13 protein-coding genes are annotated in these 14,849 nt (G+C 56.6%); 5 read left to right on the top strand and 8 right to left on the bottom strand.

Features of this window, described 5'->3' with window-relative positions; translation table 11 throughout:
- The first annotated feature begins 291 nt into the window (after positions 1 to 291).
- Positions 292 to 2,211, top strand: a complete 1,920-nt coding sequence (locus ACK543_RS00265) for an ATP-binding cassette domain-containing protein (protein WP_409940878.1) — start codon at positions 292 to 294, stop codon at positions 2,209 to 2,211.
- Between the two features lie 75 nt (positions 2,212 to 2,286).
- On the opposite strand, the gene ACK543_RS00270 is transcribed toward ACK543_RS00265, so the two are convergent.
- The 7 genes from ACK543_RS00270 to ACK543_RS00300 all read right to left on the bottom strand — a co-directional run bounded on the left by ACK543_RS00270 (position 2,287) and on the right by ACK543_RS00300 (position 8,730).
- Positions 2,287 to 3,387, bottom strand: a complete 1,101-nt coding sequence (locus ACK543_RS00270) for a chemotaxis response regulator protein-glutamate methylesterase (protein WP_409940879.1) — start codon at positions 3,385 to 3,387, stop codon at positions 2,287 to 2,289.
- Between the two features lie 13 nt (positions 3,388 to 3,400).
- Complete coding sequence (cheD, locus tag ACK543_RS00275; RefSeq protein WP_409940880.1) at positions 3,401 to 4,150, bottom strand: chemoreceptor glutamine deamidase CheD; 750 nt, start codon at positions 4,148 to 4,150, stop codon at positions 3,401 to 3,403.
- A 32-nt stretch (positions 4,151 to 4,182) separates the two neighbouring features.
- Complete coding sequence (locus tag ACK543_RS00280; RefSeq protein ID WP_409940881.1) at positions 4,183 to 5,040, bottom strand: CheR family methyltransferase; 858 nt, start codon at positions 5,038 to 5,040, stop codon at positions 4,183 to 4,185.
- Positions 5,041 to 5,184: 144 nt separating this feature from the next.
- Complete coding sequence (locus ACK543_RS00285; RefSeq protein ID WP_409940882.1) at positions 5,185 to 5,673, bottom strand: chemotaxis protein CheW; 489 nt, start codon at positions 5,671 to 5,673, stop codon at positions 5,185 to 5,187.
- A 48-nt stretch (positions 5,674 to 5,721) separates the two neighbouring features.
- Positions 5,722 to 7,836 carry a chemotaxis protein CheW gene (locus tag ACK543_RS00290; protein WP_409940883.1) on the bottom strand — a complete coding sequence of 705 codons (2,115 nt, stop codon included), beginning with the start codon at positions 7,834 to 7,836 and terminating at the stop codon, positions 5,722 to 5,724.
- Positions 7,837 to 7,870: 34 nt separating this feature from the next.
- On the bottom strand, positions 7,871 to 8,233 hold the full coding sequence (locus ACK543_RS00295) for a response regulator (protein WP_409940884.1): 363 nt from the start codon (positions 8,231 to 8,233) through the stop codon (positions 7,871 to 7,873).
- 50 nt (positions 8,234 to 8,283) lie between these two features.
- The gene (locus ACK543_RS00300; RefSeq protein WP_409940885.1) at positions 8,284 to 8,730 is read right to left on the bottom strand and encodes a hypothetical protein; all 447 of its coding nucleotides are present in this window, start codon (positions 8,728 to 8,730) and stop codon (positions 8,284 to 8,286) included.
- Positions 8,731 to 8,915: 185 nt separating this feature from the next.
- Between ACK543_RS00300 and ACK543_RS00305 the strand changes: the two genes are divergently transcribed.
- Together ACK543_RS00305 and ACK543_RS00310 are read left to right on the top strand one after the other, a co-directional pair.
- Positions 8,916 to 10,028 (top strand): ATP-binding protein, encoded by a 1,113-nt coding sequence (locus ACK543_RS00305; RefSeq protein ID WP_409940886.1) that lies wholly within the window; start codon positions 8,916 to 8,918, stop codon positions 10,026 to 10,028.
- The gene (locus tag ACK543_RS00310; RefSeq protein ID WP_409940887.1) at positions 10,025 to 10,654 is read left to right on the top strand and encodes a response regulator; all 630 of its coding nucleotides are present in this window, start codon (positions 10,025 to 10,027) and stop codon (positions 10,652 to 10,654) included. The genes ACK543_RS00305 and ACK543_RS00310 overlap by 4 nt, the downstream gene beginning before the upstream one ends.
- A gap of 437 nt (positions 10,655 to 11,091) precedes the next feature.
- Here the strand turns inward: ACK543_RS00310 and tal are convergent, their stop codons facing one another.
- Positions 11,092 to 12,039 carry a transaldolase gene (gene tal, locus ACK543_RS00315; RefSeq protein WP_409940888.1) on the bottom strand — a complete coding sequence of 316 codons (948 nt, stop codon included), beginning with the start codon at positions 12,037 to 12,039 and terminating at the stop codon, positions 11,092 to 11,094.
- Positions 12,040 to 12,248: 209 nt separating this feature from the next.
- Here tal and istA point away from each other — a divergent pair, with 209 nt between their 5' ends.
- Positions 12,249 to 13,793 (top strand): IS21 family transposase, encoded by a 1,545-nt coding sequence (gene istA, locus ACK543_RS00320; RefSeq protein WP_409940889.1) that lies wholly within the window; start codon positions 12,249 to 12,251, stop codon positions 13,791 to 13,793.
- Positions 13,794 to 13,845: 52 nt separating this feature from the next.
- On the top strand, positions 13,846 to 14,670 hold the full coding sequence (gene istB, locus ACK543_RS00325; protein WP_409940890.1) for an IS21-like element helper ATPase IstB: 825 nt from the start codon (positions 13,846 to 13,848) through the stop codon (positions 14,668 to 14,670).
- The last annotated feature ends 179 nt before the right edge of the window (positions 14,671 to 14,849 follow it).

A 14,849-nucleotide genomic window follows, 5' to 3' on the forward strand; every position in this document is an offset into this window, starting at 1 on the left:
AAATCGTCGGTGGCGGCGCAGGTAAACAGCACGGCAGAACTCCCAGAAAACTGCCTCTATTGAAAACAAAACTGGGAGTTTTGGGTATCCGCAATCACCCCGAAGGCCAGTGTTTATGAGGGTTTCGGGGGTTTTTCAGGGTCGACGACGTAGGGAACGGATAGCTCCGCGCCTGGATGGAGTCTTGCAAAACAGAGTGGCACCATTTTTTGGTCGTGAGTGTGTCGCGGGGCCACCAACCAGGCGCGCTGCGCAATCTTCAGCGCTAGTCCGGCGGGCGGATAATGCGTAATGGCAATCATCTCCCTCATCAATGCGCACCTTGCGTTTGGACATGTCTCACTCCTTGACCGGGCGTGTTTTTCCCTAGAGGGCGGAGAGCGCGTGGGACTCATCGGTCGCAACGGAACCGGAAAGTCGACTCTGCTTAGAATTCTCGGCGGTTTAGCAAGAGCCGATGAAGGAGCTCTGCACATCCAGCAGAACATGCGCATTGCCCATGTCGCCCAGGAGCCCCTGCTTGATTCGTCCGAGTCAGTGTTCGACGCCGTATCGCGAGGGTTGGAACGGGTGAAGGCGCTCCGAGACCTATACCTTTCCGGCAGTGAAGGGCTCGACCTCAACGCGTTGCAAGCCGAGATTGAGGCTTTTGATGCCTGGAATTGGGAGCAACGCGTCGAAGAGACGCTCGAGCGACTTCACCTAGCGGCAGACGCAACGGTCGGAGATCTCTCCGGTGGCACCAGGAAACGGGTTGCGCTTGCCCAAGCGCTTGTTGCAAGGCCCGACGTCTTGCTTCTGGACGAACCCACCAATCACCTTGATCTGGAGTCCATAGGATGGCTGGAAGAGCTATTGCTCGGGTTTAGCGGCAGCGTTATCACTATCACGCATGATAGAGCGTTTCTTGACCGGGTCGCCACACGGATTGTCGAGCTCGATCGCGGAGTCCTGAGATCCTATCCTGGCAACTTTGCTAAGTACTCACAGCAAAAAGAGGATCAGCTTGCGCACGAGACCGTGATCGCTGCGAAGGCCGACAAGCTTCTCGCTCAAGAAGAGGCGTGGGCTAGAAAAGGGGTAGAGGCGCGTCGAACCCGCAGTCAGAGCAGAATAGGAAGGCTTGACCAGCTTCGCTCCCGCAGAGAAGCTCGGCGCGATGTCGTTGGTAGCGTCCGAATGGATGTATCCGCCAGCGGGGTCAACGGCTATCAGGGAAAAATTGTTGCGCAGCTCGATTCCGTGACCAAGACATTCGGGGAGAAGACCATCGTCCGCGGCTTCTCGGGGACGATTCTTCGAGGGGATAAGGTTGGCCTCATCGGGCCGAATGGCTCTGGGAAGAGCACGCTGCTCAAAATGATTCTGGGACAACTTGCGCCAGATTCTGGGACTATCCGACAAGGGGCCAACCTTCAGGTGGCGTATTTCGATCAGATGCGCGAGGGGATCGACTTAGACGCAACTCTGGAGGACTTTATTAGCCCGGGTAGCGAATGGATCGAAATCGGGGATCAGCGAAAGCAGGTCAGAAGCTACCTCTCGGACTTCTTGTTTTCTCCTGCTCGGGCGCACTCTCCGGTGCGCTCATTGTCCGGTGGCGAGAGAAACCGTCTCTTCCTCGCGCGACTCTTCGCTCGGCCGGCCAACGTGCTCGTTCTAGACGAACCAACGAATGACCTAGATATCGACACCCTGGAACTGCTTGAGGAGTTGCTAGATTCATACGTCGGTACGGTCTTTCTTGTGAGCCACGACCGAATATTTCTCGACAACGTGGTCACGAGCACCATCGCCTTTGAAGGCGATGGTCTTTGGAATGAATATGAAGGTGGAGTGTTGGAATGGCTTGAGCAGTCCAAGCGGACTCAGTCAGTCAACAACCGCGAGCTTGATTACCACCCCAGATTAAAGGACACGACCCTAGGTTCATCCCAGGGGTCCACACCATCGAAAGCCGAAGTCGAAGTGCCATCGAACAAGCGGTGCAAAAAAAAACTCAGCTACAAGGAGCAACGGGAACTTGATCGACTTCCTGCCGAGATCAAGCAGCTCGAAAATGAACAAGCCACGCTACAGCTATCCCTGGCCGATGGACACATATTCCGAGACAACCCGAGTGAGGCAGCACTGATAACTGTTCGTATGGCTGCAATTGAAGAGGAGTTGATGACAGCACTCGAGCGCTGGAGCAGCCTTTCAGACTCATAGGTTATCACCCCAGAAAACGAGAGATCGGTCGCCTCAACAGTAAATCGCGAGCACAACTAGCGTTCAAAAAGCTCCTCAAATGCGGTGATGCACCCGATCGGGGCTGCCCCGAAGTCTGGCAATCAACGCCGGCGCAATCTGACCCAAAGGAAGAACCTCGTCGGCTGCGCCGTGCGCAATAGCCTCTCTCGGCATGCCAAATACGACGCAAGTAGCTTCGTCTTGCACATAGTTATAACTACCAGCGTCTTTCATCTCTCGCATGGCCGCTGCTCCGTCGTTACCCATTCCAGTCAACATAATCCCAAAGGCATTTCGTCCTACAACCGCTGCTGCTGATTTGAAGAGCACTTCGACCGACGGCTTGTGCCGATTGACGGCGGGACCATCATCAACCACCGCGACGTAATTGGCGCCACTGCGGGTCACATGAAACTGCGTTCCACCCGGGGCAATGTAAGCATGGCCCGGTATGATCCGCTCACCGTTAACAGCTTCTTTCACGGTAATCTGGCATAGGCCGTTGAGCCGAGCGGCGAAGCTAGTGGTGAACCCTGGCGGCATGTGTTGAGTAATCACAATTGCCGGCGAGTCGGCAGGCATCTGCATCAACACCTCCTTGATGGCTTCCGTCCCGCCGGTGGAAGCCCCAATGCAGATCAACTTTTCTGTTGAGACGCTGCCGAGCAGCGCATGTGACGTCGGCACCGCCGGCGCCTGGACTGCACCAGGAGCGGTCCCGGGTGACTCGCGGCTTGGTGCTCGACGCACCCTTGCAACTGCTGCGACGCGGATTTTTTCAACGATCTGTGACGCCAACTCATTGAGCCCATTTGCAAGACCAACTCGAGGTTTGGCGACAAAGTCGACCGCCCCCAACTCCAACGCTCGCATGGTCACCTCCGCTCCACGCTCGGTGAGCGTGGAAATCATGACTACAGGAGTGGGACGCAAGCGCATCAGCCTGCCTAGGAAGTCGATGCCGTCCATACGCGGCATCTCGACATCCAGCGTAATCACATTCGGATCGAGCTCACGTATCATCTCCCGTGCAACCAACGGATCGTTCGCGGTGCCAACACACTGCATATCAGATTGGCGATTGATGATTTCCGCCAGCAAACTTCGCACCAGCGCTGAGTCGTCCACGACTACCACGCGGATTTTCCTGCTCATCAACTAAACCTCTTCAAAACAGATCGACCGAGCCGCCTGACGTAGACTTAGCGACTGTAGCGGCATTTCCTCGCAGTTCCTGGTCGACAAGAGTCTCTGGGTGAGCATGCGCTAAACGCTTCACCATCGCTCTACCGGTCACGGGGAAAAAGACAACTTTCCGCGGGTAAATATCCAGTACGTCGTCAGAAACAATTGGAATTCGCTCAGTATTGAGGTAGTTGAGCACAAAGTTTGTATTGCGCTCGCCCACGTTCATGGTGGTGAAATTGGCCATCACTTGAGCACCACCAAAAATCTTCGCCTGCATGGTCTCGCGACGGGCTCCAAGCTTCAGCATCTCGTTGATCAAAAGTTCCATTGCGTACGATCCATATCGGCCAGACGCGTCCGCAAGATCCCCGTCAGGGAGCATGAAATGATTCATTCCACCCACGCGCGCACGACTGTCCCATAAGCAGGCAGCGATGCACGATCCAAGCACGGTCATGATGACCATTTTCTCATCCGCAACGAAATACTCACCTGGTAACACTTTGACTGCGTTGTGCTGGAAATGGTGGTCAAGGTAGAAGAACGACGCCTCACCAGACTTGCGCTGCTTCGCCTTAAGTTCGGGCAGAGATGACTCACGGGCCGGACCGTTACCATACGAATAGATGTCTGCGCTGAGCGGCGCAATGCGGGGGGCTCTGCGGCGCTCGCTGGTGCCAGTGCCACCAGCGCCGGACGCAGGTGGAAATCCGGTAGAAATATTGGTCATGGCGGCTAATAAGAGAGCATCAGGGTCATGGCTTAACGGCGTTCGTAAACCGTCTTACCGCGTAAAGTAAACAGGTCCTTCGACTCGCTGAAATTCTCAGCATGGCCAACGAAAAGCATACCACCTGGCTTAAGTACTGCATGAATCTTTTCAAGGACACGGCGCTGAGTTGGCGCATCAAAATAAATCATCACGTTTCTACAAAAAACCACATCAAAAGGCTCTTTGAATGGCCAGTCATCCCGAATGAGATTCACACTCATGAACTCAATGGCTTTGCGCAATTCGGGTTTGACGCGAGCCATACCCGAATTGTCGCCTTTCCCTTTCAGGAAGAAATTCTGCAAGCGTTCAGGACTCAAACCTTTAAGATTATCAAGACGGTACACCCCATTGGCCGCTGTAGCAAGCACTCGAGAATCAATATCACTTGCCACAAGTCTGAATGCCGCATTACTACCAAGCGACTCAAAAGCAGTCATGACAATCGAATAAGGCTCCTCCCCCGTTGACGCAGCGTTGCACCAGACCCGCCAACTGCTACCCGAGTTACTACGTAACAGAGATCCGAAGATTTCAAAGTGATGTTGCTCACGAAAAAATGCCGTGAGGTTCGTCGTCAGCGCATTCACGAACTCCTGCCATTCCGGGCCATCGTTACTACTAAGCCAAGACAAATAGTCGTGAAAGCTCGAATGCCCAGTCTCCCGCAACCGCCTAGAGAGACGGCTGTAAACCATCGCATGCTTACCGTCATGCAGACTTATACCGGCACGCTGATAAATCAAGGACTGTACTTTTGCGAAATCTTCGTTAGTCCACACAAACTCCCGCCCCTGCGCAAGGGGGCCTGGATTTTGCTGGGAAGCAGCTTGGAAGACATCAGCCATGGCCGTTACTTACTTTCCTGCAGGTATTGGGAATCGGGGCCATGAAGAAAGTCCAATACTTGTCAGTCAATCCGATGCAGCGACAATTAGAAAGAAACAGCTTGGATCGACTCATCCATTTTTCAGAAAATTGCTCAGAGGCCACTATTCGCTCGCGGAAGCCAATCCCATGTCAACACCGGACATCAATTTCTCAATATCCAGCAGAATCAGCATACGGTCACCAACAGAACCCAAGCCGAGGATGCAGCTATTATCGATTGCACTCTCAATGTCAGGAGCAGTTCGGATACTTTCTGGAGTCAGCTCCATCACGTCACTCACTGAGTCGACCACAACACCCACAACGCGACTCCGCAAATTCAAAATAATCACAACGGTAAAGCTGTTGTAGTCTGCCTGCGCACAATTGAACTTCAAGCGCATATCAACAATTGGCACAATCGTGCCGCGCAGGTTGACAACGCCTTTAATAAAATTCGGCGCATTAGCGATTCGCGTTGGGGGTTCATATCCCCGTATCTCTTGAACTTTCAGAATATCGATCCCGTACTCTTCCTGATCCAGTCGGAAGGTAAGATATTCACGAGCCCCTGCCAATACAGCATCTGAAGTCTTGCCAACTACATTCATGGTGCTTCCTTTCGTGAAGGCGACATGTTCTTTTTCACCTTGGATTCATTAATGACGCGCACGGCGAACAAGACCGCCAGTGTCCAGAATCAAGGCGACGGTGCCATCGCCAAGGATAGTGGCGCCAGATACATTCGGAACTTTGCGATAGTTCGTTTCCAGATTTTTCACCACGACCTGGTGCTGACCTAGTAACTCGTCTACCAACAGAGCAACCCGACTCCCGTCTGCCTCAACCACCACCATAATGTTGCTCGATTTGTCAAGGTCGAATCTAGGAACCTGAAATATCTTTTCCAAAGCAATGACGGGCATATACTCGTCACGGACTTTGACCAGTTGCGAACCTTGCGCAACAGTACTGACATCAGCTGAATTCACTTGGAACGACTCGACAACGGACGAAAGCGGCAGGATGTAGACCTCTTCGCCGACGCCCACAGACATCCCATCCATGATCGCCAAGGTCAGCGGTAGGCGCACCGAGACCTTCATGCCATAGCCCTCGGCCGAATCGATTTCGACAGTGCCGTTCAAGGCAGCGATGTTGCGTTTGACTACATCCATTCCAACACCACGGCCCGACACATCAGTGACTTCCTCTGCTGTGGAAAAACCTGGTTCAAATATCAGTTGCCAAACATCTGCGTCGCTCATCTGGTCGGTCACTTCCAGACCACGCTCTCGCGCCTTGCTGAGAATCTTTTCGCGCGAGAGACCTTTTCCGTCATCTCTGACCTCAATCACAATTGATCCGCCTTGATGGGAAGCAGCCAATGTGATGGTTCCCTGCTCGGATTTACCTTTGGCAAGCCGATCCGCCGGCATCTCGATACCATGATCACAACTGTTGCGAACCAAGTGCGTCAAAGGATCCGTGATTTTTTCGACCAAACCTTTGTCAAGTTCTGTCGCCTCGCCAAGAGTCACCAACTCCACTTTCTTTCCAAGTTTGTTGGCCAAGTCCCGAAGCATCCGCGGGAATCGACTGAAGACGATCGACATGGGAATCATCCGAATCGACATCACCGATTCTTGAAGATCTCTGGTGTTGCGGTCCAAGTCTGCGAGTCCTGCCAGCAATTGCTGGTAGACGCCAGCGTCTAGCCCCCTACTGTTTTGCGCCAACATCGCTTGCGTAATGACCAGTTCGCCCACCAAATTGATGAGCTGATCCACTTTCTTGACGTCCACTCGAATGGTGGTCGACTCCATTTGCGCCTGCCCCCCAGACTTCGGTTCGGCTGGAGGCTTGGCCGGGGCTGGGGCCTTCGACTGCGCGACTGGCTGCGCAGCAGGGGCCACGACCGTGCTTTGCTCATGAGGCGCACCAGGCGCTCCATCAAAAAAGCCAAAGGTAGCATCGCCCCCGAAGGCGCCCGCCCCTTTTTCCACCTGCGCCTTTTCAGCCGACCGGGCTGTCGAACTCACCGCATCGCGAATCCGCACACGATCTTTCGAAACATGGAAGGCGAAAAGGTCCAGCAGGTCTTCGTTGGTCGACGTAGTCTCGACCGCGAAAAGGCGAAAGTCTGCAGACGATGCAGACAGGTCCTTAACTGTTCCGAGGCCGACGATATCACGAAAGAGCTCCTTGATAGCACCAGCCTGCTCTGAACGCTCCAACGGCCCCACCTCGATTTCAAGCTGTCGCACTTTGCCAGATGGCTCTAGCGCTTTTGGGGGCGGCTCATCGACAACTGGCGCAGGTGCAGGCGCGGGTGTTGCCGCGTGCACCAATCCTGCAGCCAAGTCACTGATACGCCTCACAAGTGCGGCGGTAGACACTGCCTCTCCCTGCCCACCAGACTGATGCCTTGCCAGCAGGCTACGCGACGCGTCAGCGGACTCCAGCAAGACATCCACCATTTCTGGAATAGGTTGCAATTCATGCCGGCGCAAACGATCTAGAAGCGACTCCATGTGGTGAGTCAATTCAGCAACATCCGCAAATCCAAACGTTGCCGCGCCACCCTTGATCGAATGCGCGCACCGGAAGATCCCGTTGAGCTCCTCGTCATTTGCGCTGCTCAGGTCCAGTTCGAGCAACATTTGCTCCATCAGATCTAAGTTCTCCCCAGCCTCCTCGAAAAAAATCTGGAAGAACTGACTGAGGTCGAATTCAGCGCCCGCGCCCGATGGTTCTTGGTGGGTATCCGCCATGGTGGCTCCTGTGTGGTCGTGCGAGAAGAAAGTTCTACCGAATCACTTTCCGGATGACTTCGATCAAACGGTTGGGATCAAACGGTTTGACCAGCCATCCGGTAGCGCCAGCAGTACGCCCCGCCTGCTTCATCTGATCGCTCGACTCGGTTGTGAGGATCAAGATAGGAATGTTCTTGAAATTGGGATGCTCCCGAAGCTTTCGCGTGAGCCCGATCCCATCGAGACGCGGCATGTTTTGATCGGCCAAAACGAGATCGATGTTGTGGGTTTCCGCTTTCTCTAGCGCATCTTGTCCATCCACCGCCTCGACTACGTGGTAGCCGGCACCGGTCAGCGTAAAAGCCACCATTTTTCGCATGGAAGGTGAATCATCTACGGCAAGAATTGATTGCATGTGTAGCTCCAACTGACTTGAAAGTAAAGGTTAACCGGTGGTGTGAAAGATCAAAACAGGTCGACCGAACCCGCATCCATTTCGCTTTGTGTCACAGGATTCGGCCTGTCTGGCTCCAACTCGACGAAGGGGGCTGCCTCCTCCCCCTCGTCCTGACCCATGGCCTCCGATGCGAGCCGGAACGCACATCCCTGCAACATTTTGGTGGTGTGCCAAATCAATTGCGAGGCCATGTCTTGGAACTGGAGTTCGGTCACTGCACTGCGCAAGGCGGCACGCGCGGCTTCTAACCCGGGGTTGTCGGAGATCAAAGCATCCGTCAACACCGAGTTCGCCTCACCGAAGCGCTCAAGAAGATTGTCCGTCGCGTGGCTCAACAAACCTTCGAGGCGGTGCAGGTCGTGCATAACCACCAGGAGTGAATCCTGTAACTCTGCCGCCACCATGATGGGCACCTGGACGGCAGGCTCACCGGATGTCGTTAGCGTCGATTGCATCGTTTCTCCATAGCAGCATCAGCAGCAAATCACGCGAAAAAACCAAACCATAAGCTTCAAGACCTCCTGCGCAGACGCTCGTGCAGACTGCGGCCATCAACCCCATTGGACGACGCCAACACTCCTACCCCAACCGTAAAAACACGACTTGTCTGTTCCAATTTGTATCCTATGATAACGCCCTTATGGTCCATAAAACATTCGACCGATCTCTAGACATTCTGCATCTGGAGGATTCGGATGCCGATCATGCGCTGACGGTGCGTGCGCTGGGGAAAGCCGGGCTTCAATTTTCGATGATTCGAGTCGACTCTCTCGATGAATTTCAGTGGCACATCGATCAGAACGTTTTTGACGTAGTGCTTGCAGACTACCGTCTCCCGGGCTTTACGGCACTGGAAGCATGGGCTCGTGTGGCGAAAAAGCCTCACCATCCACCGTTTGTTCTTCTCTCGGGTGCAATCGGCGAAGCTGCGGCGGTGGAAGCCATCCGTTTGGGGATGGCAGACTACCTCCTGAAAGAAGACATGCCTCGCCTGGCTCACGTTGTGGAACGAGCCTTGGAAGTGCAGGAGGCACGGCTTGCACGAGAAAAGGCCGTGGCTGACCTGGCGACGTCTGAACGACGACTCGCCGAACTGGCTGAGCACCTGCAGTTGTCGATTGAAAGAGAGCGAGCGTCTATCGCGCGCGAGATCCACGATGACATCGGCGGTGCGCTCACGTCAGTCCGCTTTGACCTGGCGTGGATAGGTCGTCACAGCACCGACACAGGGACCCTTGGGCATGTGGATTCAGCAACCGAAATGCTTCAACATGCGCTTGGCGCTAGCCAGCGAATCATGATGAACTTGCGCCCGCCCGTGCTTGAAGAAGGCCTTGTCGCGGCAGTGCAGTGGCTCGCCTCCAGCTTTGAGCAGCGCACTGGCACGCCAGTACAGCTCACCTGCAGCAGCGATGAAATTCCCGCAGCCGCCTCGGTTCAGCTTGTTGCTTACCGTACTGCCCAAGAAGCACTCACGAACATCTCCAAGCACGCGCAGCCGCGCAAGGTTGAAATTGACCTGTCGGATCAGGAAGGCGTGCTTACGATGGAAGTTTCCGATGACGGTGTGGGCATTGACCAAGGCATGCTGGAAAAACCCAGGGCGTTCGGTTTGAAGGGGTTACAGGAAAGAGCCCGCACCGTCGGAGGATGGATCGACATCAGCAGTCGGCCTGGCGAGGGGACCTCGGTCATACTTTCCGTCCCCCTGACCTGCGTCAGTACGGGACTACCCAAAGGAGATCGCACTTGATCCGGGTCGTTTTATGCGACGACCATGCGATACTGCGTCGCGGCATTCGCGACACCTTGGTCGAAGCGGCAGATATCTGCGTGACCGGAGAAGCGGCTGGCTATGCCGAGTTGCGCGAACTGCTACGCACGGCCGAATGTGACGTGCTGCTACTCGACCTGAACATGCCCGGCCGCAACGGGCTTGAGGTGCTCGGCAGTGTTCGAGAAACTCATCCTCACATCAAGGTACTGATCGTTTCAATGTATCCGGAAGATCAGTACGCACTTCGCTGCTTGAGAGCCGGTGCACAGGGGTACGCAAACAAGGCTGGGGATCCAATGCTGCTCATGGAAGCAGTACGTACGGTGGTTCAGGGACGCAAGTTTCTTACTTCGGAAGTGGCACAGATGCTTGCCGACAGCCTGGCGCAGCCGGCCCCCGAGCTTCCGCACGCAACCTTGTCCGAACGCGAACTACAGACGCTTGTGAAAATTGCCTCTGGGAGACGACTTTCCGAGATCGCAGAAGAGCTGATGCTAAGCCCGAAAACGGTGAGCGTTTACCGCGCGCGGGTCCTCGAAAAGCTGAAACTATCAAACAACGCCGAGCTGACTGTGTACGCGATTCGCAATCAGCTGGTCTGAAACTGCGCCCCGATGTACGGCAGAGGACTACGATCATTCCAAGCCTGATTCCAGCAACTGTGCGGATACCCCTGGGGCAAAACATCAAAGACGGCTACAATTGAGCGCAACCACCGAAATGCGCGACCGCATCGTCAACTGACTCGCCACCGATGTCCGAAAGAATCCGTAGCGCATTGAATTCCGCAGCACGCGCAGTGACCGCCAAGGCGCCGATTGACGCTTCTTACTGCCAGCAGGGCGCAGACTGAAATTTGTCGTGTTGCGCCCGCCATCAATATGACCTGCCCCCCCCCACCAGCCGTACCAGCGTAAAGATAGTGAAGTCCGTCAGACCCACCCCGACAGATCAAAAAAAGAGGCTGCATCACCCGCAACCCAGCGAAAAAAAAAACGGTAGGGGCGTGCTAACCAAGAATCAGCCGCGACAAAAAGCGTCAAGCCGCCAGAATCAACTTTTCCAGCTTCATCGCATCCACTGCAAACGCCCTGATCCCCTCTGCCAGCTTCTCTGTAGCCATCGCGTCTTCATTCAACGCAAACCGAAAGCCCGCTTCGTCATAGTTCACCGCAGGTAGGTCCTTGGCCTTGGCAGCATCCGCATCCAGCGCCCGATGTAGCGGTGCGTCGCTGGCCGCCAGCTGCGCCAGCAGCTCGGGCGCAATGGTCAACAGGTCGCAACCCGCCAGCGCGGTGATCTGACCCACGTTGCGAAAGCTCGCACCCATCACCTCCGTGGTGATGCCAAAGCGCTTGTAGTAGTTGTAGATGGTAGTGACCGACTGCACGCCGGGATCGGTGGCTCCTGAGCGCGCGGCTTCCTCCCAACTGGAGCCGGCCTGCCTCTTGTACCAGTCGTAGATGCGGCCGACAAAAGGCGAGATCAGCTTCACCCGGGCCTGCCCGCAAGCTACAGCTTGGGCAAACGAGAACAGCAGCGTGAGGTTGGTGTGGATGCCCTTGCGCTCCAGTTGCTCTGCAGCCTTGATACCTTCCCAGGTAGCGGCAATCTTGATGAGAACGCGGTTGATATGGATGCCTTCGGCTTCGTACAGCTCAATGATGCGCTCGGCTCTGGTGACGGTGGCGCTGGTGTCAAAGCTCAAGCGGGCGTCTACTTCGGTTGAGACGCGGCCAGGAATGGTAGCCAGTATCTCGCGGCCAAACCGAACCAGAAGGTGGTCGATGATCTCGTCGAGGGGGCGATCTTTGAACCGCCCTACGGTCTCGTGCAGCAGCGGCGCATACTCCGGCTTTTGCACCGCCTTGAGAATCAGCGACGGATTAGTGGTGGCATCTTGGGGCTTAAATTGCGCCAGTTGCTTAAAGTCGCCGGTATCGGCGACGACGGTAGTGAACTGCTTTAGGGCGTCGAGTTGATTCATACGCGCCATTATGCGTATTCCGGTCCAACGTGACCGCTGATTCCGGGAACGTGACCGGTCATTCCGGCGATCGTGACCGGGGGATTCCGGCAACGTGACCAGGGATTCCGGTCAACGTGACCGGCCCGTTGGTATACGACACCGCAACGGGTGTTGCGCATGAATCAACTCAGGCAGGCCTGAAGCTGTGCTGCTTTTGCAGGAGCTTCATGGCCGCCCTAAGGATCAACATGCGCAAACTCAAAGACGCCCTGCGTCTCAAACTCGAAGGTAATCAGTCTCACCAACAAATAGCGGCCGCCCTGGGCATCTCCAAAGGCGTGGTCACCAAATACGTGGGCTTGGCGGTGGCCGCTGGGCTGGACTGGCCAGCCATTGCCGCCATGGACGAAGCCACCCTGGAGCGACGGCTGCTGCCGGCACCCCGGCCCAGCGACGTCTACGCTCAGGCCGACTACGGCCGCATTCACCAAGCACTGCGCCGAAAGGGCATGACGCTTGCACTCTTGTGGGAGGAATACTGCGCCCAGGTGGGCGACGAGTACAACCCCGAGCATCCCGTCAAACCCTGGCGCTACTCGCAGTTCTGCGAGAACTATCGCCAGTTTGCCAAGCGGCTCAAACGCTCGATGCGACAAATTCACCGTGCCGGCGAGAAGCTGTTCATCGACTACGCCGGCCCCACGGTGGCTTTGCTCGACGGCCAGCGCGCCAACATCTTCGTGGCTGCCATGGGCGCCTCAGGCTACTGCTTGGCCTTGGCCACCCCCGGCCAGACGGCCTGCGACTGGTTGCACGCCACCGCGCAGGCGTTGAGCTTCTTCGGTGGCGTGCCCCAACTCATCGTGCCCGACAACCCGCGCGCTTTGGTCAAAAGCGCCAATCGCTACGAGCCCGAACTGAACGACAGTGTGCTGGACTTTGCCCGTCACTATGGTTGCTCGGTGCTGCCCGCCCGGGCCTACCACCCACAGGACAAAGCCAAGGTTGAGCTCAGCGTGCAACTGGTGGAGCGCTGGATATTGGCGCGGCTGCGCAAGCACTCGTTCGCTACCGTCCACGAGGTCAACGACGCCATCGCCCCCTTGTTGGAACACCTCAACCAGCGCGCCTTCCAGAAGCTGCCCGGCTGCCGCGCCAGCGTGTTTGCCGAGATTGATGCCCCGGCCCTGATGGCGTTGCCACAGCAGCCCTGGGAATGGGCGGTGTTCAAAACCGCACGGGTGCACATAGACAGCCACATCGAGTTCGAGGGCCACCGCTACAGCGTGCCTCACGCCTTGGTGGGCATGGCATTGGATCTGCGCGTCACCGCCAGCGCCGTGGAGGTGGTGCACCGCGGTAAGCGTGTGGCCAGCCACATGCGCTGTGCCCACAAGGGTGGCTTTACCACCGTGACTGAACACCTGCCAGATCGGCATCAAGCCCAGGCCCAGTGGACACCCGAGCGACTCATTCACTGGGGTGAGCGCATCGGCGTGGCCTGCGCCACCGTGGTGCGCCGCATGCTGGAGCGACAAAAGCATCCCGAACACGCCTACCGGGCCTGCCTGGGGTTGCTGAGTTTGAGCAAGCGTTATGGCGACGCCCGGCTGGAGGCGGCCTGCGTGTTGGCCTGCAGCTTGGGCACCTCCAGGTACAGCCATATCCGCGACATCTTGGTGAACCGGCGCGATCTGCTGCAAGCCAGCACCGCGCCCGAGTGGAGCAGCCCAGCTCACACCCACGTGCGTGGTGCGGGCTATTACCAATGAGCGCAACTGCGTTCTCTGTGAATCCTTTTGAATTCAACGAAAGTCAACACCCATGATGATGAACACAACATTGGATCAGCTGCGCACCCTCAGACTGGAGACCATGGCACAGGCCCTGGAGCAGCAGCTTCGCACCGGAGGCATGGCCGCCATGAGCTTCGAAGAGCGGCTGGCTCTGCTGGTGGACCGCGAGGTGCACGGCCGACAAGACCGGCGCTGTGCACGGCTGCTCAAAGCCGCCAAACTCAAATACCCGCAGGCGGCCATTGAAGACCTGGACAGTCGCAGCACGCGCGGCATTGAGCGCAGTGCGGTGATGAGCCTGGTCCTGGGGCAGTGGGTACAGGCCGGGCAGGCCATCTTGATCACCGGGCCCACCGGGGCCGGCAAGTCCTGGCTGGCCTGTGCGTTGGCGCAGCACGCCTGCAGGCGCGGCCACAGTGCCTGTTATCAGCGCGTGCCCCGGCTTGGGGAGGAGCTGCGAATCCGGCACGCCAATGGCACCTTCACGCGCTGGTTGGATGCGCTCAAGAACACCGACGTGCTGCTGCTGGACGACTGGGGCATGGTGGCCATGGATGCGCAAACGCGGGCCGATCTGCTGGAGATCATCGACGACCGTGCGGGCACGCGGGCAACGATCATCACCAGCCAGTTGCCCATCGAGCACTGGCACGAGTGGATAGGCGACGCCACGGTGGCCGATGCGATGCTGGACCGGTTGATGCAAAACCATCACCGGCTCACGCTCACCGGAGAGTCGCTGCGCAAAGGCACTCAGACAAAAGCCAAAACTGGTTTGCGGGCCACAGCCAGCGCAGCCAGCAAAGAGGTCGAGTGCTCAAGCAGCGGTGCCACTGGGCAGGATCAAGCATGAGTACATGCCTGATCGGGGGGTGCCTCCGGCGCCCTGGCAGGGGCCTGATAAAAATCTTCAACAAACCATCGAGAAAGGAAAAATGACCCTCAACCCCACCCAAACCTAAAATCAAACCGCGCAACACCTGAATCGGTCACGATGACCGGAATCAGCGGTCACGTTCATCGGAATACGCA

Source organism: Acidovorax sp., assembly GCF_046341535.1.
Taxonomy (GTDB): Bacteria; Pseudomonadota; Gammaproteobacteria; order Burkholderiales; family Burkholderiaceae_C; genus Acidovorax.